The sequence below is a fragment of the Brevundimonas sp. DC300-4 genome, from assembly GCF_049897365.1.
Classification (GTDB): domain Bacteria; phylum Pseudomonadota; class Alphaproteobacteria; order Caulobacterales; family Caulobacteraceae; genus Brevundimonas.
Genome location: NZ_JAFCWC010000010.1, coordinates 80,503 through 101,431 on the forward strand (window position 1 = coordinate 80,503; position 20,929 = coordinate 101,431).

Annotated in this window: 15 protein-coding genes and 1 pseudogene; 11 read left to right on the top strand and 5 right to left on the bottom strand. The window is 66.9% G+C overall.

The window, feature by feature from the left end; translation table 11 throughout:
- The first annotated feature begins 9 nt into the window (after positions 1–9).
- From ACP7AZ_RS14395 to ACP7AZ_RS14405, 3 genes are read left to right on the top strand one after another with little or no spacing between them, the layout of a single operon-like run.
- Positions 10–1,593, top strand: coding sequence for an AbgT family transporter (locus ACP7AZ_RS14395; RefSeq protein WP_426039326.1), 1,584 nt, complete (start codon positions 10–12; stop codon positions 1,591–1,593).
- Positions 1,590–3,449 carry a CocE/NonD family hydrolase gene (locus ACP7AZ_RS14400; RefSeq protein ID WP_426039327.1) on the top strand — a complete coding sequence of 620 codons (1,860 nt, stop codon included), beginning with the start codon at positions 1,590–1,592 and terminating at the stop codon, positions 3,447–3,449. The genes ACP7AZ_RS14395 and ACP7AZ_RS14400 overlap by 4 nt, the downstream gene beginning before the upstream one ends.
- A gap of 9 nt (positions 3,450–3,458) precedes the next feature.
- A complete protein-coding gene (locus tag ACP7AZ_RS14405) occupies positions 3,459–4,382 on the top strand; it encodes a LysR substrate-binding domain-containing protein (RefSeq protein WP_426039328.1) in 924 nt (307 codons plus the stop codon).
- A 289-nt stretch (positions 4,383–4,671) separates the two neighbouring features.
- Here ACP7AZ_RS14405 and ACP7AZ_RS14410 read toward each other — a convergent pair whose 3' ends face one another.
- Complete coding sequence (locus ACP7AZ_RS14410) at positions 4,672–5,973, bottom strand: DUF5690 family protein (protein ID WP_426039356.1); 1,302 nt, start codon at positions 5,971–5,973, stop codon at positions 4,672–4,674.
- A 73-nt stretch (positions 5,974–6,046) separates the two neighbouring features.
- Between ACP7AZ_RS14410 and ACP7AZ_RS14415 the strand changes: the two genes are divergently transcribed.
- Genes ACP7AZ_RS14415 through phnX form a run of 3 tightly spaced genes read left to right on the top strand, consistent with a single transcriptional unit; the run spans position 6,047 to position 9,183 of the window.
- A complete protein-coding gene (locus ACP7AZ_RS14415; protein WP_426039329.1) occupies positions 6,047–7,228 on the top strand; it encodes a phosphatidylinositol-specific phospholipase C1-like protein in 1,182 nt (393 codons plus the stop codon).
- Between the two features lie 3 nt (positions 7,229–7,231).
- Positions 7,232–8,365: a TIGR03364 family FAD-dependent oxidoreductase gene (locus tag ACP7AZ_RS14420; RefSeq protein WP_426039330.1), complete on the top strand. Its 1,134-nt coding sequence runs from the start codon at positions 7,232–7,234 to the stop codon at positions 8,363–8,365.
- On the top strand, positions 8,362–9,183 hold the full coding sequence (gene phnX / locus ACP7AZ_RS14425; RefSeq protein ID WP_426039331.1) for a phosphonoacetaldehyde hydrolase: 822 nt from the start codon (positions 8,362–8,364) through the stop codon (positions 9,181–9,183). Before ACP7AZ_RS14420 ends, phnX begins: the two co-directional genes overlap by 4 nt.
- 131 nt (positions 9,184–9,314) lie before the next feature.
- On the opposite strand, the gene ACP7AZ_RS14430 is transcribed toward phnX, so the two are convergent.
- Both ACP7AZ_RS14430 and ACP7AZ_RS14435 read right to left on the bottom strand, forming a co-directional pair.
- A complete protein-coding gene (locus ACP7AZ_RS14430; RefSeq protein WP_426039332.1) occupies positions 9,315–9,914 on the bottom strand; it encodes a phosphonate degradation HD-domain oxygenase in 600 nt (199 codons plus the stop codon).
- Positions 9,915–10,013: 99 nt separating this feature from the next.
- Positions 10,014–11,678, bottom strand: coding sequence for an alkaline phosphatase family protein (locus ACP7AZ_RS14435; RefSeq protein ID WP_426039333.1), 1,665 nt, complete (start codon positions 11,676–11,678; stop codon positions 10,014–10,016).
- 181 nt (positions 11,679–11,859) lie between these two features.
- Between ACP7AZ_RS14435 and ACP7AZ_RS14440 the strand changes: the two genes are divergently transcribed.
- Complete coding sequence (locus ACP7AZ_RS14440) at positions 11,860–12,597, top strand: UTRA domain-containing protein (RefSeq protein ID WP_426039334.1); 738 nt, start codon at positions 11,860–11,862, stop codon at positions 12,595–12,597.
- Here the strand turns inward: ACP7AZ_RS14440 and ACP7AZ_RS14445 are convergent.
- Positions 12,594–13,277 (bottom strand): phospholipase domain-containing protein, encoded by a 684-nt coding sequence (locus ACP7AZ_RS14445; RefSeq protein ID WP_426039357.1) that lies wholly within the window; start codon positions 13,275–13,277, stop codon positions 12,594–12,596. The two genes, ACP7AZ_RS14440 and ACP7AZ_RS14445, sit on opposite strands and share 4 nt — an antisense overlap.
- A 150-nt stretch (positions 13,278–13,427) precedes the next feature.
- A pseudogene (locus ACP7AZ_RS14450) lies at positions 13,428–14,689 on the bottom strand (alkaline phosphatase family protein); the annotation flags it as partial.
- A gap of 201 nt (positions 14,690–14,890) precedes the next feature.
- Between ACP7AZ_RS14450 and ACP7AZ_RS14455 the strand changes: the two are divergent.
- The 4 genes from ACP7AZ_RS14455 (at position 14,891) to ACP7AZ_RS14470 (ending at position 20,929) form a co-directional block, all read left to right on the top strand.
- Positions 14,891–17,683, top strand: a complete 2,793-nt coding sequence (locus tag ACP7AZ_RS14455) for a TonB-dependent receptor (protein WP_426039335.1) — start codon at positions 14,891–14,893, stop codon at positions 17,681–17,683.
- Positions 17,684–17,754: 71 nt separating this feature from the next.
- Complete coding sequence (locus tag ACP7AZ_RS14460) at positions 17,755–18,393, top strand: sulfotransferase family 2 domain-containing protein (RefSeq protein ID WP_426039336.1); 639 nt, start codon at positions 17,755–17,757, stop codon at positions 18,391–18,393.
- Positions 18,390–19,013: an aspartyl/asparaginyl beta-hydroxylase domain-containing protein gene (locus ACP7AZ_RS14465; protein ID WP_426039337.1), complete on the top strand. Its 624-nt coding sequence runs from the start codon at positions 18,390–18,392 to the stop codon at positions 19,011–19,013. The genes ACP7AZ_RS14460 and ACP7AZ_RS14465 overlap by 4 nt, the downstream gene beginning before the upstream one ends.
- Entirely contained in the window at positions 18,974–20,929 is a 1,956-nt protein-coding gene (locus ACP7AZ_RS14470; RefSeq protein ID WP_426039338.1) for a sulfotransferase, read from the top strand. Before ACP7AZ_RS14465 ends, ACP7AZ_RS14470 begins: the two co-directional genes overlap by 40 nt.

Sequence of the window (20,929 nt, forward strand, 5' to 3'; positions counted from 1 at the left end):
GGTTCCGGCATGACGGATGTGAATGGCCCATCCCCGACGGCGCGTCGGGGATGGCTGGACCGGGTCGAGCGGCTGGGCAACGCCTTGCCCGACCCGGTCTTCATCCTGGCGGGATGTATCGTGGTGCTGGTCATCGTGTCCGTCTTTGCGGCCGGGTCGGGCTGGAGCGCGGTCAATCCGGTGACCGGCGACCGGCTGGCCACCCAGAGCCTGCTGTCGTCGGAGAACGTCGCCAGACTCTTCGTCGACATGCCCGAGACGCTGACGCGGTTCCCGCCCCTGGGTCTGGTGCTGGTGGTCATGCTCGGTGCGGCGGTGGCCGAGCGGTCGGGCCTGTTCGCGGCGCTGCTGGGCGGAGGCGTGCGCCATCTGCCGACGCGCTTCCTGAGCCCGGCGGTCTTCATCATCGGCCTGTTTTCGCACCATGCGGCCGACGCGGCCTATGTCGTTCTGATCCCTCTGACGGCGCTGATGTTCGCGCGGGCGGGACGGCATCCGCTGGCGGGTGTGGCGATCGCCTATGCCGGAATTTCAGGTGCCTTCGCTGGCAACGTCATCCCCGGGCAGTTCGACCTGCTGATGCTTGGCATCACGGCGCCGGCCGCGCAGCTGATCGACCCGAGCTATGGCGTCAATCCGCTCGGGAACTGGTGGTTTACCCTGGCCATCGGCGTCCTGTTCACCCCCATCGCCTGGTTTGTGACGGACCGGATCATCGAGCCGCGCCTCGGCAAGTGGTCGGGTCAGCTGCCGGAAGGCGTCGCCGAGGCCGATGACATGGGCGTGCTCGATGCGCGCCAGCGGAAGGGCCTGATGCTGGCCGGTCTGGTTGCCTTGTCGGTCGTGGGTCTGTTCGCTGCCCTGACGCTGTGGCCCGGCGCGCCGCTGATCGATGCCGAGGCGGTCGGACCCCGGCGACTGGCGCCCTTCTACGGGGCTCTGGTGGCGGCCTTCATGATGCTGTTCCTCGGCTGCGGCTGGGCCTATGGCGCGGCGGCGGGGACCATTGCCAGCCACCGCACCCTGGTCCGGATGATGGGGGAGGGGATGCGCGACATCGCTCCCTATATCGTGCTGGCCTTCTTCGCCGCCCACTTCGTCGCCATGTTCTCCTGGTCGAACCTGGGGCCGGTGCTGGCGGTCCGGGGGGCCGAGGCGCTGACCGCCCTGTCCATGCCCAAGCCGCTGCTGCTGGTGTCCTTGCTGGGGATGTCGTCCGGTCTGGATCTGGTGATCGGTTCAGCCTCGGCCAAGTGGAGTGCGATGGCGCCCGTCGTCGTGCCCATGATGATGCTGCTGGGCGTCTCGCCGGAGATGACCACGGCCGCCTACCGGATGGGCGACTCGATCTTCAACATCGTCACGCCGCTGGCCAGCAACTTCCCGCTGGTGCTGATCATCAGCCAGAGGTGGAAGCCCGATTTCGGCATCGGTTCGATGATCGCCCTGATGCTACCCTACAGTATCGCCTTCGGCCTGGCCGGGATCGCGCTGGTGACCCTGTGGGTATCCCTGTCCCTGCCGGTCGGTCCGGGCGCGCCCGCGACCTATAGGCTGCCGCCGCCCGCCATCGCTACGCCGGCGATCCCGTGAGCGCCGTTCTCCACCCCAGACCGGGTGAGGACATCGTTGTCCTGCGCGACGTCATGGCGCCGATGCGTGACGGCGTGCGTCTGGCCGCAGACATCTATCTGCCAGCCGCCACGGGTCCGTTCAGCGTCATTCTGGAGCGGACCCCGTACGACAAGCGGGGAACGAACCACGCCGACCGGACGGCCGCCGATCCGACGCCGCGTTCCAAGCCCGAGGTCGCGGCCGACTTCGCGCGCGCCGGGTACGCCTACGTCCTGCAGGACTGCCGGGGGCGTTCGGCCTCCGAGGGCGTCTTCTCCAAATACCTGAACGAGGCCGACGACGGCTATGACACCCTGAGCTGGATCGCGGACCGGCCCTGGTGCGACGGGCGGATCGGCATGACCGGCCTGTCCTATTCCGCTCACGTCCAGGCGGCCGTGGCGGCGCTGGGGCATCCGGCACTGGCCGCGATGTTCATGGATTCAGGCGGGTTCTCCAGCGGCTATCACAGCGGCATCCGCCAGGGCGGGGCCTTCGAGCTCAAGCAACTGACCTGGGCCTACAAACACGCGCTGCAGGCACCGGCGACCGCCGCCGATCCGGCGCGCAGGGCCGCGCTGGAGGCTGAGGACATCGGCGCGTGGGTGCGGGTGAATCCTTGGCTTCCCGGCCATTCTCCCCTGACCGCCGCCCCGGAATACGAAGACTTCATCGTACAGATGTGGGCGCGCGAGACCTTCGGTCCGTTCTGGACGCAACCCGACCTTTGCGCCTCCGCCCACTACCAGCGGTTCACCGACGCGCCGATGGTGTTCATGAGCAGCTGGTACGATCCCTATGCGCTCGCGGCGACCGAGAATTTCGCCGCTCTCAGCCGCATGAAGGCGGGCCCGGTGCGGCTGGTGATGGGGCCGTGGACCCATGGGCAGCGGTCGGTGACCTTCGCGGGAGACGCCGACTTCGGGCCGGAGGCGACGCTGGACGGTCATCTGGCGGATGACTACCTGCGTCTGCGCCTGGACTGGTTCGACCGCCACCTGCGCCGGGACCCTGCGGTCGCGGACCCGCTGTCGTCGCCGGTCCGGCTGTTCGTCATGGGCGGCGGGACCGGTCGTCGCACGGCGCAGGATCGACTCGATCATGGCGGGCGCTGGCGCGACGAGGCGGACTGGCCGCCGCCCGCTGTCGAGGCCACGGCCTTCCACCTCTCGGGCGACGGAGGACTGTCGCGCGCGATCCCCGAGGCGGGCGAGCGCTCCTGGCGGCACGATCCGGGCAATCCCGTTCCCACCATCGGCGGCGCTATCGCCTCGGGCGCGCCCCTGATGGAGGCGGGCGGCTTCGACCAGCGGGAGACCTTCGACCTGTACGGGGCCTCCATGCCGGGCAGGGACCTGGCCGACCGCGACGATGTCGTCACCTTCCAGACCGAAGTTCTGACCCAGGCGGTGGAGGTCACCGGGCCGGTGTCGGCCCGGCTGTGGATTTCCGCGAGTGCCCTGGACTGCGACGTCATGATCAAACTGGTCGATGTCTATCCGCCCAATACCGACTATCCCGAGGGATACGCCCTGAACTTGACCCATGGCGTCCTGCGCCTACGCTTCCGCGACGGGTTCGAGACCGCGCATCCGATGCGGCCGGGGGAAGTGTATGGCGTCGACATCAAGGCCTTTCCGACGTCCAACCTGTTCGCGGCCGGTCATCGGATCCGGCTGGACCTATCGGCCAGCAACTTCCCTCATTTCGACGTCAACCCGGGCACGGGTGTCCCGGCCGGGGAGGCCAGCGAACCTGTCGCTGCGATCTGCGCCGTGCATTTCGGGCCCGACGCCCCGTCGCATATCGTGCTTCCGATCCGGCCGATCGCCTAGGGTCATGCCATGACGCCGGACGCCGACGGCCGTCAGACGATCCGGCTGAGAGCGCTCCGGATCTTCAACGCGATCGTCCGGCTGGGCTCGGTGACCGGCGCGGCGCGCGCCCAGGGGCTGAGCCAGCCCGCCGCGAGCCGGTTGCTGGCCCAGCTCGAACGCGACGTGGGGTTCGAACTGTTCCATCGCGATCGTGGACGGCTGATGCTTACCGCCGACGGACTGTTGTTGCATCAGGAGGTGGAACGCGCGCTCGACAACGTTGATCGTGTGCAGTCGCTGGCCCGCGACATCTCGGACTTTCGCGTCGGCCACCTGCGCCTCGTCGCCCCGCCCAGTTTCCTCGAAGCGATCCTACCCGACATGATCGAGCGCTTTCTGGAGCAGTACCCCCAGGTGCATGTGTCGATCGATTCCCACGGCGTCGAGGTCGCCAAGGCGATGATCGCGTCGCGGACGGTGAACGCCGGCTTCGTCAAACTGCCGCACAATCGCGCCGACCTGCGGACCGAAACGGTGCTGGTCAGCGAGAGCGCCTGCGTCCTACCGGTCGGCCACCCTCTGGCGGCGCAGGAGACGGTCGCGGCGGCGGATATGCGCGGCGTCCCGCTGATCCTGCTGGGCCAGGGCCAGCGGTTCCGCGCCCAGGTCGAGGCCGCCTTCGCCGATGCCGGCGTGGTGCCAAGGGTCAAGGTCGAGACCCATACGATCGCCTCGGCCTGTGCGCTCGCGTCTCGTGGCGTGGGCGTCGCCATCGTCAACGAGAGGCTGGCGAAGGCCTATGTCCGGGAGGGCACGGTCCTGCGGCGGTTCACGCCCGGCATCCGCCACGAATACGGCTTCGCGACCTCGGCCAACTCCGGCCCGGATCGCCTTGCAGAGGCGTTCCTCGGCGTCGTCCGGGCCAATCTGCGTAGTGAGCCCGAGCGCTAGAATCGCATGGTCTTGAGCCGTCGCAAGGCGGTCGTCCCAAGCTCTGTGCGGACGACGCTGTCAGGAGAATCAGTCATCTGTAAAACCTCCAGCATTCAACGCCATCTGCTCAGCAGACCGAGCCTCCGGCTTTTCCGGGCCGAGGCGGCGAACGCGTTGGCCGAATTGGTTGGCTGAATCCAGACGGGGAGGGCGCCTTTCGACTTCGCCCGGTTGGGGGCCAGACCCTGACGCCGTCCAATTTTGCGGAGGAAGGTCAGTCCCCCAGCACGGTGACCTCTGCGCGCTATTACGTTCCGTCTGTTGGGTCACGCATCGGGCCACTCTCGCGGTCACGCAAGAACAGGACCGCCGCGCCAGTCACCAGCACGAGGCCTGCCAAGCTGGTGGCATAGGCTGCGCCGACGAAGAAGCGCAGCCAAGGCAGATCGACCGCGGCGAAGTTGCGCACCAGCAGCAGTATGACACTGCCCACATATCCGGACGCGTCGGCCACATAGATCAGGAAGCCGGCGGTCGCGACGGTTCCGGAATAGGCGATCAGCCGATCGAACAGCATGGCGTTGAAGGGCGTGTAGGCCAGATACAGGCCTGCCCCGCTGACGATCATCCAGGCGATCGGTGAGAGCAGGCCGTGCTGGAAGGCCAGGGTCGAGCCGCCCAGAGTGACGAATCCAACCAGGATCACCGCGTGCATCAGCAACAAGGCCCCGCCATTGTTCTTGACCGCGATCATCACGCCCATCGCGATCAGGGACAGCACCGCCACCGGGCCTTCGCTGGCGGTGAAGACCGAGGCGGCGTCGCCATAGCCCAGCGCCTGCCAGATCTCGGCGGCGAAATTGTCGCGCAGGTCGCGGAATGCCGTCAGCATCACATAGGCGGCGACCAGCAGGACGAGGACCGGCCAATGGGCTGCCAGGAAGGCGGCCCGTTCCCTGGCCATCATCGGCCGGCGCGCCACGCGCTCGGCCTCGTCCGCAGGGCTGGGTGGGGGCAGTGCGGCGAGCGCGAGGACCGATACCGCCAGTAGCGGCATGAAGACCACCCCGACCGCCGCCGGCATCCAGTAGGCGCTGACGTCGAAGCCGTCCATCAGGGTCTTGCCGACCGACTTCACCACGCCCGACGACAGGATGAAACTGGCGCACAGGATCGCGCCCAGGACCTCGCTGGTGCGTCGACCCTCCATGAAGCCGAACACCAGACCCCAGATCAGACCCAGAGGCAGGCCGTTGAGGAACAGGGCCGCCACGTTCCAAGGCGCAGGGACGACGGCGAACAGCACGAGGGCGATCCAGGAGGCGCCGATCAAAATGATGATCGCGCCCGCCCGATGCTCTGGCCGCATCTCGGCGATGACCTTGATGCCGATCAGCTTGGACAGGGCGTAGCCGGCGATCTGGGCGATCACGAGCGCGATCTTGTAGTCCAGCGCGAATTCCCAGCCCGGGACCAGGTCGAAGGTCGCGGCGGTGAACGGCTTGCGGAAGGCGTACATCGAGAAATACGCGCAGAATCCCGCAAGACCGGCGAACAGAACGAAGATCACGGGGTTGGCCCGCGCCAGCCAGAGCCGCAGTCGGTTCATCACTTGACATGCTTTCGTTGCATCGATGTGGTCTAGACCAAACCTGCAACGGCTGGATGACGGAGAGGCGCCTATGCGCTGGGTGGCGGCGATCCTGGAACTGGCGGGTTTGGGCATGGCGCAGGCGGCACCCTGCGACCTTGCCGCGGCCTCGGCCGATCGTGCGGGCGCGGCCTGTGAGCACGCCTGGATGGACGCCAATCTGCGGCTGAACGACCTGCTGATGGTCGGCACGCACAATAGCTACAAGGCAACGATGCCCGGACCGCTGATGACCCTGCTGAGGCAGCTCGACCCGGGTCAGGCGGATGGACTCGACTACGGCCATCGGCCGTTGGTCGAGCAACTGGACGACGGCGCCCGCCAACTCGAGATCGACATCTTTTACGACCCCGAAGGCGGCAGGTTTGCCGAGCCTGCGGGCATGGCCGTTGCGGCTCTGACGCTCGATCCGGTGCACGGCGCCGCGCTCCAGGTTCCGGGCTTCAAGGTGATGCATGTCCAGGACGTCGATGTGTTGAGCGTCTGCGTGCAACTGGTCAAGTGTCTGGGCGTCATCCGGCGCTGGTCGGTCGACCACCCCGATCACGCCCCGTTGCTTCTGATGTTCAACGCCAAAACCGACGCTTCGCCCCTTCCGGGTGGAACAGACGCCCTCCCGTTCGACACGGCAGCCTGGGATGCGCTGGACAGCGAGGTGCGCACCGTCTTCCCGGCCGAGGCCCTGATCACGCCGGACACTGTGCAGGGAGCCTATCCCACGCTGCGTGAGGCCGTCCTCGCCGGAGCCTGGCCGACGCTGGGCGAGGCCCGCGGCAAGGTGATGTTCGTGCTGGACGAGGGACCGGAGAAGACGGCCGCCTATCGCGGTTCGCGTCGCTCGCTCGAAGGCCGGGTTTTCTTCATCAATACCGACGAGACCTCGCCGGCCGCCGCCTATCTGACGCTTAACGACCCCGTCGCCGAGGGCCCGCGCATCCAGGCGGCGGTTGAGGCCGGTTTTATCGTCCGCACCCGCGCCGATGCGGATACGGCCGAGGCGCGGGTCAACGACGCCCGGCGTCGTGACGCAGCCTTGGCTTCGGGCGCTCAATACGTCTCGACCGACTATATGCTACCGGACGCACGGTTCGCCGGCGGATACCAGGTGCGGCTGCCGGGGAATGCGGCCGCGCTGTGCAACCCGCTGCGTGCGGCGGGCCGGTGCGGCGACGCCGGGATTGATCCGATCGCCTCGGCCCGACCGGTGAACTGACAGATGGACAAGCGCTACGACATCGCGGTGGTGGGCGCGGGCATCGTCGGCCTGGCCTGCGCCTTGGCCGCCGCCCGCCGGGGTCTGTCGGTCGTCGTGATCGACCGGGACGCCCAGGCGAACGGCGCCTCGATCCGTAACTTCGGCTTCGTCACCGTCACTGGCCAGCCCCGCGGCCTTGTCTGGCGACGGGCGCACCGCAGCCGCGCCGTCTGGGATGAGGTCGCCGCAGAGGCGGGCATCCCGGTACTGCAACGCGGTCTTTGGCTACCGGTCCGGCGCCCCGAGGCCGTCACGGTGCTGGACGCCTTCATGGCGACTGAAATGGGCGAGGGGTGTCGCCTGTTGACGGCGGACGAGGCGCGGGTGCGCGCGCCGGATGCGACCGGCCCCGAGACCGCCGCGACCCTCTGGAGCCCCCATGATCTGCGTGTGGATTCGCGTACGGCGATCCCGCGTCTGGCGGCCTGGCTGGCCGATCGTTACGGCGTCGTCTTCCTGCGCCAGACCGCCGTCCATGCGGTCGAGCCGCCGCGCATCGTCACCGCCAGGGGCGTGATCGAGGCCGGTGCGGCGGTGGTCTGCCCCGGCGACGACTTCGCCAGCCTGTTCCCGGACCGTTTGTCCAACGCCGGACTGGTGCGCTGCAAGCTGCAGATGATGCGATTGGCCTCGCCCGGCTTCACCCTGCCGGCGCCGGTCATGTCGGATCTGGGTCTCGTCCGTTACGGCGGTTACGCAGACCTGCCTGAAACGGCCCCCCTGCGCGCGCGGCTGCAGGCGGAGCAGGGCGACGCCCTCGCCAATGGCGTCCATCTGATCGCCGTGCAGGAGGCCGACGGCGACCTGGTGGTCGGCGACAGCCACCACGATGCCGCCACGCCGGACCCCTTTGCGGGCGAGGCCGTGGATCGGCTGATCCTGGACGAGTGGCGCGCCGCCACCGGGCATCCGGCCCCGCCGGTTCTGCAGCGCTGGACGGGAACCTATGCCCGCGGCCCCCACGCCAGCCTGATCGAGTCGCCGCATCCGCGTGTGCGCCTCGCGCTCGTCACCGCCGGGAACGGCGCCTCCACCGGCTTTGCCTTCGGCGAGGAGGTGATCGCCAACCTGTTCGAGGAGACTTCCGAACCATGACCTCCATCCGCGACTCCTTTGACATGGTCGTTTTCGACTGGGCCGGCACCACCGTCGATTTCGGCAGCCGCGCGCCTGTGCTGGCGTTGATCGAGGCCTTCGCCGCCCGCGGCGTGACAGTCGCTGAAGAGGAGGCGCGTCGCGATATGGGCCGCGCCAAGGCCGACCATGTCCGAGCCATGTTCGAACAGCCCCGGATCGCACGGGCCTGGCAGGATGCGCACCGCGCCCTGCCGGGGCAGGCGGCGCTTGAACAGGTAATGGCTGAGCTTCAGGCCCCGATGATCCGGCTGGCCGGAGAGACTGCAGACCTCGTCCCCGGCGTCGCCGCCGCCATTTCCAGCTTGCGCGAGCAGGGTGTGAAGATCGCCTCGTGCACCGGCTACACGCGCGAGATGATGCTGGCGATCCTGCCGCGCGCCGCGAGCCAGGGTTATGCGCCCGACCTGGTCGTGTGTGCGCACGAAACGCCCCAGGGACGGCCTTCGCCGCTGATGATCTACAAGGCCAGCGCCGAGTTGGGCGTCTGGCCGCTTGCACGTGTGGTCAAGGTCGACGACGCCGAAGTCGGGATGGCGGAGGGGCGGAATGCGGGCTGTTTCACCGTGGGCGTGGCCGCGTCGGGCAATATGGCGGGCCTTACGGCACAGGCGCTGGCCGAGCTGGGCGTCGATGCGCGGGCCGCTCTGTTGAGCGCGGCCGCCGTTCGGTTGCGGGCAGCCGGCGCCGACCTGGTCATCGACACGGTCGCCGATCTCGTTCCGGCGCTGCAAGCCGAAGCCGCCCGGCGTGCCGGCCATGGCCTCGACGCCCGCTAGAGCCAGATCGTTTGAGACGGAAGCGCTTCGCGCTTCTGTCGAAAGCGTGAATCAGGCTCTCGCTCATATCTGGAGCAGGATTTACGGCATCAGCGGAATCGCGAAGCGATTCCTCCTCAGCCGATCCTGCTCTAGGCGGAAGTCTGAGCGACCGGGGCCGCCGCTTCAGTCTGTGCGGCGAGCGAGATGAGCAGATCACGATAGTCGGTCAGCGGCGCGATCACCACGCCCTCGACCTTCCCCAGTTCGTCGTAGCGACGCAGCCTTACAGCCGCCTCGAACCCGGGAGACGCGCTGAACGCGTCGGCCTCCGGCTCGGTCATGGCTCCCCCCTGCAGATCCAGGCTCTGGCTGGAGGCCGGGCTCAGCGATTCCAGATACCCGGTTTCACGGGTCGCGAGATAGCGCTTGGCTTCCACGTGCAGGCGGATCGGTTCGGTGACCAGCGGGCCGAAGCCCTGAGCCAGCCAGGCCGCGCCAATGCGTTCGTGAAAGGCGTCGAGGCCACGATCGGCGGCGTCCTCGCCCTGCTTTTGCAGCAGGTGGCCGATGTCGTGCAGCAGCGCGGCGGCCACCAGCGCGTCAGGATCGCCAGCGGCGCGCGCGTGATGGGCGCATTGCAGCGCATGCTCGAGCTGCGTCACGGCCTCGCCATAGCGGGCGCCGCCGAGCTGATCGAAGAGGGCGATGGTTGAGCCGACGAAGGCTTCGGCGGATTGCGGTCGCATCATAAGGAATCCAGGCGGCAATCTTGGACTATACCAGAACAACCTGGCGCCGTTAAGTCGGTTGACCGGCCGATCGATGGGACCGAGCCGCGGAAGGGGCGTTCAACGCGGCGTCAGCAGGTTCGGATCGACGAACTGGCGCGGGATGCCGGGACCTTCGAAATAGGCGCCCAGCCAAGAGCCGCCGCCCCCATTGAAGTATTCGACGCGGATGGCGTGCTTGCCGGGCTGAAGATCGATCCTGCCGGCGGCGGTGATCACCCCGTGGTCGCCGTCGTTGTCCACGACCGTCTTGCCGTCGATGTAAAGCTTGCTGCCGTCGTCCGAGGCCAGCGAAAAGCCGTACGACCCGGCGGTGGCGATGGTGATGTCACCCTCGAACACCACGGCGACGGCGTCTTCGCGCGGCAGGGTCAGCCCATCGATGCTCAGCTCATGCGTATGACCCGTGGCCGCCGGTTGAAGGCGCGAAAAGTCTGGAAGCCGCACCGGCCCTTCCGGCATCAGATAGGCGCTGTAGGTGAGGCCGCGCGGCCCGGCGCTCTCGTCCAGGATACGGAAATAGGCCGTGGCCGGAACGCTGGCGGCCAGGCCGTCAACGAACAGGCCGGCGCGCACGATGGTGCTGCGGGTGATCTGGACCGGGCCGGCGTAGAGGGGCGACGCGCTGGTTGGGATGGAATTGTCCAATGTATAGCGGATCTCGCCGACTGGGTTCGGATTGCGGATGGTCATCTGCGCCGTCCGGTCGACGAACAGGCCGCCCGAAGGCGCATTGCCCTGCCCCACGGGTTCGATGAGCGGCGAGGCATGGAAGCTGCTGATCCGGTAGGCCTGCACCGGCGCCGGCTCGCCGGCCATGGCAGGCCGGACCGGGCGCCCCAGCCAGGCATAGGGGATGTCCGCGCCCAGTAGCCAGGCCGCAGTTGCGGGGGTGTCGAAGGTGTTGATGGGCAGGTCGAGCTCCACGCCCCGGTTGACGCCGCCGCCGTAGGCGATCCACGGAATTTCCAGCTCGGCCAGCGTCTCTCCGCCATGCCCCTTGCCCACGCCGCCGTGGTCGGAGGTCACCAGGATGACCGTGTCGTCGGCGATGCCGGCCTCGATGGTGGCCTGCCGGATCTCAGCGATCAGCGCGTCGGCCCTGGCCACCGCCTCATAGTACTGCGGCGTGCCATGACCGTATTGATGGCCGGCGTGATCCACGTGATCGAGGTGCACGAACAGGAAGTTGGGGCAGCTGGCCCTTATGTAGGCGGTCGCCAGTGCGGTGGTCTGGTCCTCGTTCTCGCCGTTGACGTCGTAGTCCACGAACCGGTGGTCATAGAGGTTGCCGAACCCCTCCCAGTTATAGATTGAACCTACCTCCCACTCCGGATGCTGATCCGTCAGAATCTGGAAGATGGACGGAAAGAATCCGCCTGAGCCCGTGACCGAGGTCGGGAAATTAAACTCGCCCACCTGCCAGTCATTGCTCGTCACGCCATGCTGTTCCGGACCGGCGCCGTTGAGGATGGAGGCCCAATTGGCGCCACTTGTCGTCGGCATCACGCCCCGGGCGTGCAGGCTCCAGCTGCCATTGGCCATCATGTTGTCCAGGGTCGGCGTGTCCGCCTTCATCACGCCGTCGGGGCTCAAGCCATCGACGCCGATGACAATGACGTGGCGGACCGTCTGAGCAGCGACAGAGGAAGCGGGCCCCATGCCCGCCATTGCGGCGGCGGTGAAGGCCACGACCAGCGCGGCGACCTTGATCGGCTTGTCCATGACAGACTCCCGGAGAGAAATGGCTTGAGAAGCCGCGAGACACGGCCTGCAAAACTGGTATGTACCAAGAATTGAGCCGTGCTCGGCGAAGCTTTCGTGAAAAACTCTTGGCGTTTGCGTGGCGCCTTGACGTGGAACCGACGGGGTCGGATCGAAGGCGTGGTTCAATCCCGGGATTCAAATGGTGAACACCGCCTCAGCCTTGAAGTCCGAAGGTCTGCACTACCTGGGCATGCGCGACGACATCGCGAGGCGCATCGCCGCGGGCGATCTGAAGCCAGGCGACAAGCTGCCGTCCGAGCGGCGACTGCAGGACGAGGTCGGCGTCGCGCGAGGCACCATCCGCGCGGGCCTGTTCCAACTCGAGGCAGAGGGGGTGATCTATCGCCGTGACCGCAGCGGCTGGTACGTATCGCCGCCGCCTGTGGTGTATGACCCGACCCGCTGGGAAGGCTTCATGTCCTATGTCGAGGCGCAGGGGCGCAATCCGACAACGGAGACCATTTCGGCCGACCTGGTCGTCGCGGACCCCCTTCTGGCCGAGGTCTTCTCCCGCCCGGCCGGCTCGCCGCTCTACATGATTCGCCGCCGCCGCTATGTGGACAGTCGGGCCGTGCTGGTTGAGCGGATCGTCGTCGACGCCGCGCTTGCGCCGGACCTGTTGCGCTTCTCCTTCGACAAGTCGCTGACCAGCATTCTGAAGAGCGAGTACGGCCTGTCCGTCGCCCGCAACCAGGTCAGCATGCAGCCCTGTGCCCTGACGGGCTATGAAGCCAAGGCTTTGCGGCTAAAGCCAGGCCTGCCCGGTCTGGCCGTCCAGCGCATCAGTTACGACGCGCAAGGCCGCGTTGTGGAGTACGACCACGAGCACTGGCGTCACGACGCTGTGCGGATCAGCGTCGACATCCGCGTGCGCTAAGCCAGGCGGAGGGGACCCGGTCCGCCGTTCGCGGGGTCCGACCAGGACGCGCGTCCCGTCTCGACATGGCCCGCGATGCGCCAGGCCTGGCCGCCCGCCTCTAATTGTCGATCATACCAGCCGTGGCTGTCCGTGAGCGCCATCGAGAGGGTGCGGGTCTCGCCGACGGCCAGCCTGACCACCTCACTGGCGGCGCCGTAGGCGCGGTCCGTCATGGCGATCGACAGTGGCGTCGACGCGAGGTTTTCAAGACGCAGTGCGGTCGGTGCGACCCTGCCACCCTCGACGCTGACCGCGAACCGATCACTTCGGCCCGTCAGGCGTCGGTGGAAGCCGTTGGGACCGATGACGAACAGATTCACGTCTTTGTCCGGCAGCGGGAGCGCGTGGGCCAATTCCTCTCCCGCACCCACCGTGTAGCGGGCCGGAAACCGGTCCAGCCGCGCAACGTCATAGACGTGAAAGACGGCTGCACGCTCCACCGACTGGTTCGTCAGCAGCAGGGCGCGCCCTGTGTCCGAAACCCGGAGCCGGGCGCCGAGATGATAGGGGGTGGCGCGGCGCGGACGCAGGCCGGTCTCCTGTACTGGCGCGGCTGCCTGATCCGGCATGGGCGGAGGAATTTCCTCCAGGCGAGCCGCCCGGATCGACAGCGCCTCGGTCTCCGGAAGCGCCGCCATGAAGTCGACCGTGTCGGGCGCCGCGAAATCAAAGCATGATATCAGGTCGCCACATACGCCGCGTCGCCAGGCGCTGATATTGGGTTCATGCACGCCGAAGCGCGCCTCGAGGAAGCGCAGAATGCTGGTGTGATCGAAGACCTCGGACGCGACATGCCCTCCCTTGCTCCACGGCGAGATCACATACAGTGGCACGCGCATGCCAAGGCCGTAGGGGCGGTCCAGATAAGGCTCGTCGCCGGCCGCCTGGGGGTGGACATGATATTCATCGTCCGCCGGTACGCTGGTCGCGCCGACCGAGCGGCCGGACACGCGCGCTGGCGGGGCGGGCGGCGGCACGTGGTCGAACAGGCCATCGTTCTCGTCGAAATTGATCAGCAGGACTGTCCGCGCCCAGACGTGGGGGTTGGCCGTCAAGGCATCGAGCACCCTGGCCGTATAGTCCGCGCCCTGGAGGGGGTGGAGACGCTGGGATGTTCCGACATGGCCGCAGGCGCGATAATCCACGACACCTCCGGCAGGCTGCCCGCCAGCACGTCCTGTTTGAGCCCGTCCAGGGTGCGGGTCGTCATGGTTCGGCGTGACAGAAGGGTCTCGGCGGCGCCCGAGGCGCCGTGCGCCCGGCGATAGCTCTGGAAGCCGACGAGGGGGTTGTAGGTGAAATTGTCCGCCATGTCCTGGTAGATCTGGAAGCCGACGCCGGCGTCCATCAGTCGCTCGGGATAGGTGGTCCAGAGGTAGCCGCCGTGGTGAAGCGGGTCGGCCTCCAGGGTGTCATAGCCATTGTTGATGGCGGGGCCGCCGGCCCTGGCGAGCGGGTCGTGGGTGCCGGTCCAGATATAGAGACGGTTGGGGTTGGTGCTGGTGTGCAGGGCGCTGTGATAGGCGTCGCACAGGGTGAAGGCCTCGGCGAGGGCGAACTGGAACGGCAGGTCTTCGCGCGCGAAATGGGCCATCGACTGGTTCTGCTTGTGGCGTGGCCATTCGCCCATCCGCCCGTTGTCCCAGGCCGCCTGACTGTCGGCGAAGCCGTGGGGCGTGCCGAGCGGGCGATAGAGGCGGAAGTCAGCATTCGTATCCAAACGGAACGGCGCGACCAGCGCGGGCTCGACGCCCTCTTGCTCATTGGGCTGGACCAGAACGGTACGATCCGGCGCGGTCTGCAACGGGGGAGCAGGAACGGCGAAACGGTCGCCGAAGCCCCGCACGCCGCGCATCGTGCCGAAATAATGGTCGAAGGCGCGGTTCTCCTGCGTCAGGATAACTACGTGCGCGACGTCCATCAACGTGCCGGTGCGTCGATCGGCGGGGATCTCCAGAGCCCGGGCGATCGAAGGCGTAAAGGCGGCTGCCGCCCCCGCTGAGGCCATCATTGCGGCGATGAAGCTGCGGCGATCCTGCATTGGCGTCATGGCTCGTCCTCCGGACGGTGGGGCTGACAAGTCGCTGCCGCCCGCGTCTTCCTAGGTTTTGCCGATTGCGATCGTATGACAGCGACCGATCGGACGACGCGAATTCTCGCACTCCGCACAGAGTGGTCAGCGAAACGTCACGCGGCTGTTACCCCCAACTGCTCTAACAATCTGGTGCAGACCAGTTGGGGGATACAACACATGCTCAAGCAAAACACTGTTCCGACTACGCGCCGGAATTTCAGGAATTTACTGCTCGCTACGGTCTCCGCAGCCGTCGTCGGCGCCGGTTCGACGGTCGCCTATGCGCAGGACGGGGCCAGTGAGCTCGACGAGGTCATCGTCACCGGCTACCGCCGCTCGCTGAGCGACGCCCGCGACATCAAACAGGACTCGGTCATCGCGGTAGACGCCATTGTCGCGGAAGACATGGCCAAATTCCCCGACCTTAACCTGGCGGAGTCGTTGCAGCGTCTTCCGGGCGTGCAGATCACCCGTGAAGCCGGCGAGGGCCGCCGGATTTCGCTGCGCGGACTGGGCGCTGACTTCAGCCGCGTTCAGCTGAACGGGATGGAAGTTCTTGGCAACGTCGACTCGGCCCAGGATAGCCGCGGCCAGCGGTCGCGAGACCGGGCCTTCGACTTCAACATTTTCGCCTCTGAACTGTTCTCGCGCGTCGAGGTCGAGAAGACTTTCCAGGCGTCGCAGAAAGAAGGCGGCATGGCCGGTACGGTCGGCCTGTTCACCGGTCGCCCCTTCGACACCGAGCCTGGCTTCCGCGGCGCCGTGACCTCCAAGGTCGGGACCAACGAATACACCGACGACGCCCAGCCGCGCGTCGCCGCCCTTCTCACCCAGAATTGGGACAATGTTTTCGGTGTATCCTTCTCGGCGGCTTACAGCCGTCGTCGGACGACCGAGCAGGGGCACAACACCTATAACTACGAACAGGCCAGCGCCGGCCGTCTGCAGGCGATGGTCAACGCTGGCCTGAACATCTCCCGCTTGTCCGCAGCTGAACAGGCGAAGTTCCTGTCCGGCGACCTGTATTTCGCTGACGGCAACCGCACCTCGTCCTGGAACGCCGAGCAGGAGCGCGTGGGCCTGACGGCAGCGGTCCAATGGCGTCCGACCGGGACCATGGAGCTCACGCTCGACGTGCTTCATGGTCAGTTCACCACTGAGCGGAACGAGCTGCACCTGGCCACGCGCCCGTTGAACTCGTCCGGCTCGATCGCCTTCGACACCGCCGCAGGCGCCCCCTGGCCTTCGATGTTCCGGACGGCGTCGGTCATCAACGACATCGCCTGGGACGCCAACGACTACGTCACCATGACCGACGTCACCGGCACGACCTTCGGCAGCGAGCATCGCCGGTCACGCAACGAGAATGAGTTCAACCAGATCGTGTTGACCGGCACTTGGGACCTGTCCGACCGCCTGAGGATCGACGGTCACATCGGCTACGAGAAGTCGACGTATGAGACGCCCTACGACGACAAACTGTACATGCGCGCCAAGGGCAACCTGATCGCCAACTATGGCGCTGACGGTCGCTCGGCGACCTTCGAATATCCGGGCTTCGACGCCACCAACCCGGCCAACTACGCGATGGACTCGTTCTACTACCGTGGCTTCCACAATGAATCTGAGCTTCACGAGGGCGAGCTGAACGCCCGCTTCGAACTGAACGACACCTGGACCTTCAGCGCCGGCGCCGCCTATCACAAGTTCCGCCAGAAAGGCGTCGACACCTTCTATGACGACAACGTCAACGGCACGCGGGGCAAGACGCGCGGCACTTCGGTCGCCGACATCGCCGACGTCTTCACCAACCAGTTCGGCTCCTGGCTGGTCGGCAACTACGACCGGGCCTTCGCGAAATACCGCGAATATCACCGCTTCGGTCCCAATACCGACGGCACGGGCGGCGCGCTGCAGGACATCGAGAACGTCTTCGAGACCACGGAAGAGACGATCTCCGGCTTCGTCCAGGCCGATTGGGACAGTGAAGTGATGGGGCGTCCCTTCCGCGGCAACATCGGCCTGCGCGGCTACTCGACCGACACCCGCAGCGTCGGCTGGATCCAGGGCGACAGCTATGCCTACCTGGGCACATCCGATGTCGAGGGCAGCTATGAGGGCGTCCTGCCGGCTCTGAACACGGTGCTTGAAGTCGCCCCCGACGTCCTGCTGCGCTTTTCGGCGACCCAGAACCTGAACCGCCCGGGTCTCGGCTCGATGGCGGCCGAAGGCAGCGCCTTCCAGAACGAGGACTCGGGCGAGATCACCGCCTCGCGCGGCAATCCGAATCTGGAGCCCTACAAGGTCAACGCCTACGATCTGGGTCTGGAATACTATTTCGGCGACGTCGGCCTCGTCGCGGTCAGCCTCTTCCAGAAGGACATCACCAACTACATCGGATCGGTGTTGCTGGAGAACGTGCCATTCAGCGAGACAGGTGTTCCGTTCGGCACCATCCCGGGCGCCACGGAAAACACCATCGTCAGCGAGTTCTCGATGCCCATCAACATCGAGGGCACAAACACTCTGACCGGCGTTGAACTGACGGTGCAGGCGCAGCTGACCTTCCTGCCGGCGCCTTTCGACGGCTTCGGCGTGACGGCCAACTACACCAAGGTGGACGCGGACGAGGACCTGACCGGCTTCTCGCCCGAGAGTTATAACGCCACTGTGTATTTCGAGACCCCCCAGTGGGGCGCTCGCGCCTCCATGAGCCACCGCGCCACCTGGTTCAGCGGCTACAGCGGCTACAGCGCCGATCCGATGAGCGCTGGCACGCGGGGCTTCGAGGCTTCGACCTACGTCGACGCTGCCGCCTTCTTCAACATCGCGGATGACCTGCAGCTCACCGTGGACGCCGTCAACCTGACCAACGAGAAGGACACCCAGTTCTGGGGGCGCAACCAGTATCTCTACAATCAGAACCAGAGCGGAACGACCTATATGGCCGGGGTCAGCTACAAGTTCTGACACGATCGCCAGCCTATGACGGGCGTCCCTCCTCACAGAGAGGGGGGGCGCCCCTTTTCGGTATCCGACCCATGATCGTTTCCCATCGTCACCGCTTCATCTTCGCCGCCGTGCCCAAGACCGGCACGCATGCGGTCCGGCAGGCCCTGCGCGAACAAATGGGGGACGAGGATGTCGAGCAGGTGGGGCTGTTCGTCGACAAGCGTTTCCCGTGGTCCGACCTGGCCGCCATCCGGCACGGCCACCTGTCGCTTCAGCAGGTGCGTCCGCACCTCGGCGAGGCGGCGTTCGGCGGCTATCTGAAGTTCGCCTTCGTCCGCAATCCGTTCGACCGCTTCGTCTCCTACTGCGCCTTCATGCTGCGCGGAGGCGACGTCTTCGAGCGCCAGCCGCGCGAGGTGATGCGCAAATTCCTGTTCGACCAGCCGCCTGAGCAGCACATTTTGTTCCAGCCGCAGGCGTCCCTGCTGGTTGACGGGAATGGCGAGACCTTGCTGACGGACGTGGTGGGCCGCGTCGAGGACATGCAGGGCTCGTACGATGCGATCTGTGCGCGGATCGGCATTCCTTCCCGGCCGCTCGAGCGGATCAACGGCACCAGACGCGGGGACTATCGCCGCTATTACGACCCGGAGCTGATCGACGCCGTCGCCGCCCGCTACGCGCAGGACCTGGACCTGTTCGGCTACACCTTCGAAGGTTCGCGGTGAGCCCTGTCGACCTGACCGGTAATCCGCGCAAGACCACGGGCGTTCGCCCGCTGGGGCCGGTCGATATCGTCGCGCTGCAAGCGGCCGTGCGGGCGATTCCCGAAGCCGTCTGGGACGCCGAGAACGTCGACAAGCCCAACAAGCTCGAGGCCCTCGACGCCACGCGCCACATCGTCTTTCGTTTCATCGACAGCGGCCGCGACTGGCGTGCGTCGCACGACCGCCCGGCCTGGCCGGACTGGCGTGCGCTGCTCGAACCGGTGATGGCTGCCGCCGTGCGCGACTACGGCTATGCGCGCGGCGTCTTTCCACGGGTGATGTTGGCCAGGATGCGGCCGGGCGGCGTGATCCATCCGCACGTCGACGCCAATCCGGCCGCGAAGTGGCCGCACAAGATCCACGTGCCGCTGTCGACCAATCCGGCCGTGGTCTGCTTCTTCGGCGGCGAGGAACATCACTTCCCTGTCGGCGAGGCGGTCGAGGTCGACAACCTCGGACCGCACTGGGTGCGCAACACCGGCGACACCGACCGCGTCCATCTGATCTTCGAATACTACGACGCCGACCAGCCCGACCCGCCATGGCTGGCGCCCTTCCTGATGACTGGCGCCGCGCGGTGAACGCCCCCTTCGACATCGACACGCGCGACACCTTGCTGCATCGCGCCCGCGAGCTGCGCGTGTGCGCGCGCATTCCCGAAGCCCTGGGCGTACTCGCGCATCTGCACCACCGGCATCCGCGGTTCAGCCGCCTGCATCAGGAGCGCGGACACTGCCATGTGCTGCTGGGGGATGCCGCTGCGGCGCTGGAGGCCTTGGGCCAGGCGGTGCGTCTCAATCCCACGTTGCCGGCCAGCTGGGACATGCTGGAACAGCTTCATCGCCTGCGCGGAGAGACGGCCGAGGCGGCCTATGCGGCGGAGCGGCTGGCCGTCCTGAATCAGCTGCCTCCGGAGGTGGTCGCGGCCGACAGCCTGTTGGCGGACGGGGACCTGGAGCCGGCCGAAACAATCCTTCGGGACTATCTGCGCCGGGCGGGCGACAATGTGGGGGCCCTGCGGCTGTTGGCGCGCGTCCGCCAGACTCAGGAGGAGCCTGAGGAGGCCGCCACACTGCTCGAAGCGGCGCTCGAACGCGCACCGGACTATCACGCCGCCCGGCTCGACTACGCCATGCTGCTGCTCACGCTGCAGCAGCCTCTGCCGGCGCGGCGAGAGGCGGAACACCTGCTCGCCCAAGACCCTGCCAACCGCGATTACCGCAAACTGTACGGCGCGGCCTGCGTCGCCCTGGGCGACCATGAGCCAGTAATCGACCTGTACGAAACGCTGCTGGCCGATGGACGCGGGTCGAGCGCCGAGGTCGCCGACCTGCGTCTGTGGCGGGCCAACGCCCTCAAGGTGACGGGCCGACAAGGCGAAGCCATCGCGGACTATCGCGCCTCCCTGGCGGCGCGCCCCGACAATGGCGTCGCCTGGTTCAGCCTGGCCAACCTGAAGACCCATGCCTTCACCAAGGATGACGTCGCCCGTATGCAGGCTGCGGAGGCGCGACACGATCTGCAGGAGATGGATCGGGTCTATCTGTGCTTCGCTCTGGGCAAGGCGCTGGAAGACCAGAAGGACCATGCCGCCTCGTGGCGGTTCTACGAACGCGGCAACGCCCTGCGCAGCGCCGCCGGCCGCTGGCGTCCCGAGGTCGCGGAGGCCTGCGCCCGGCGCTTGAAAGCGGTGTTCACGGCCGAGTTCTTTGCTGCGCGGAGCGGCTGGGGCGTTGCTGACGCTGCACCGGTCTTCATCGTCGGCCTTCCACGGTCTGGCTCGACGCTGATCGAGCAGATCCTGGCCTCCCATTCTGCAGTCGAGGGCACCCAGGAACTGACCGTCATCGATCGATACGTCGGAGAACTTTGCGGTCGCGATCCCCATTGCGGCCTGCCGCTGCATCCTGAGGCCATCGCGCGCCTGACGGCAGATCAGGCCCGCGCCCTGGGCCAGCGGTTCCTTACCGACACGGCCGTCCACCGCCGGCTGGGCCGGCCATTCTTCATCGACAAGATGCCGAACAATGTCTGGCACATCGGCCTGATCCAGCTGATCCTGCCCCGGTCGATCATCATCGACGTCCGGCGCTCGCCGATGGCCTGTGGGTTCAGCAATCTCAAGCAGCTGTTCGGCACGACCCATCACGCCTTCACCTATGGAGCCGAGGCCATCGGCCGCTACTACCGGACCTATCTCGAGCTCATGAGCCACTGGGACGACGTCTTGCCAGGCCGGGCGCTGCGGGTGAACTATGAGGACGTGGTTGACGACCTCGAAGGCGGGGTTCGGCGCATGCTGGCGCACTGCGGACTGCCGTTCGAACCGGCCTGTCTGGCTTTCCACCAGACCCGGCGCAGCATCCGCACGCCCAGCTCCGAACAGGTGCGCCGTCCCATCGCGCGGGAGGGGCTGGACCAATGGCGGAACTACACGCCCTGGCTGTCGCCTCTGGAAGATGCGCTGGGCGACGCCGTGACCGGCTACAGGGACTGA

Bases quoted from the DNA above. Each gene is read 5' to 3' on its own strand.
- ACP7AZ_RS14455 (WP_426039335.1), top strand. From the start codon at position 14,891: ATGCTCAAGCAAAACACTGTTCCGACTACGCGCCGGAATTTCAGGAAT.
- ACP7AZ_RS14430 (WP_426039332.1), bottom strand. From the start codon at position 9,914: ATGATGCGACCGCAATCCGCCGAAGCCTTCGTCGGCTCAACCATCGCC.
- ACP7AZ_RS14405 (WP_426039328.1), top strand. From the start codon at position 3,459: ATGACGCCGGACGCCGACGGCCGTCAGACGATCCGGCTGAGAGCGCTC.
- phnX (WP_426039331.1), top strand. From the start codon at position 8,362: ATGACCTCCATCCGCGACTCCTTTGACATGGTCGTTTTCGACTGGGCC.
- ACP7AZ_RS14460 (WP_426039336.1), top strand. From the start codon at position 17,755: ATGATCGTTTCCCATCGTCACCGCTTCATCTTCGCCGCCGTGCCCAAG.
- ACP7AZ_RS14440 (WP_426039334.1), top strand. From the start codon at position 11,860: ATGGTGAACACCGCCTCAGCCTTGAAGTCCGAAGGTCTGCACTACCTG.
- ACP7AZ_RS14415 (WP_426039329.1), top strand. From the start codon at position 6,047: ATGCGCTGGGTGGCGGCGATCCTGGAACTGGCGGGTTTGGGCATGGCG.
- ACP7AZ_RS14410 (WP_426039356.1), bottom strand. From the start codon at position 5,973: ATGAACCGACTGCGGCTCTGGCTGGCGCGGGCCAACCCCGTGATCTTC.
- ACP7AZ_RS14420 (WP_426039330.1), top strand. From the start codon at position 7,232: ATGGACAAGCGCTACGACATCGCGGTGGTGGGCGCGGGCATCGTCGGC.
- ACP7AZ_RS14470 (WP_426039338.1), top strand. From the start codon at position 18,974: ATGGCTGGCGCCCTTCCTGATGACTGGCGCCGCGCGGTGAACGCCCCC.
- ACP7AZ_RS14445 (WP_426039357.1), bottom strand. From the start codon at position 13,277: ATGGCGGCGCTTCCGGAGACCGAGGCGCTGTCGATCCGGGCGGCTCGC.
- ACP7AZ_RS14435 (WP_426039333.1), bottom strand. From the start codon at position 11,678: ATGGACAAGCCGATCAAGGTCGCCGCGCTGGTCGTGGCCTTCACCGCC.
- ACP7AZ_RS14395 (WP_426039326.1), top strand. From the start codon at position 10: ATGACGGATGTGAATGGCCCATCCCCGACGGCGCGTCGGGGATGGCTG.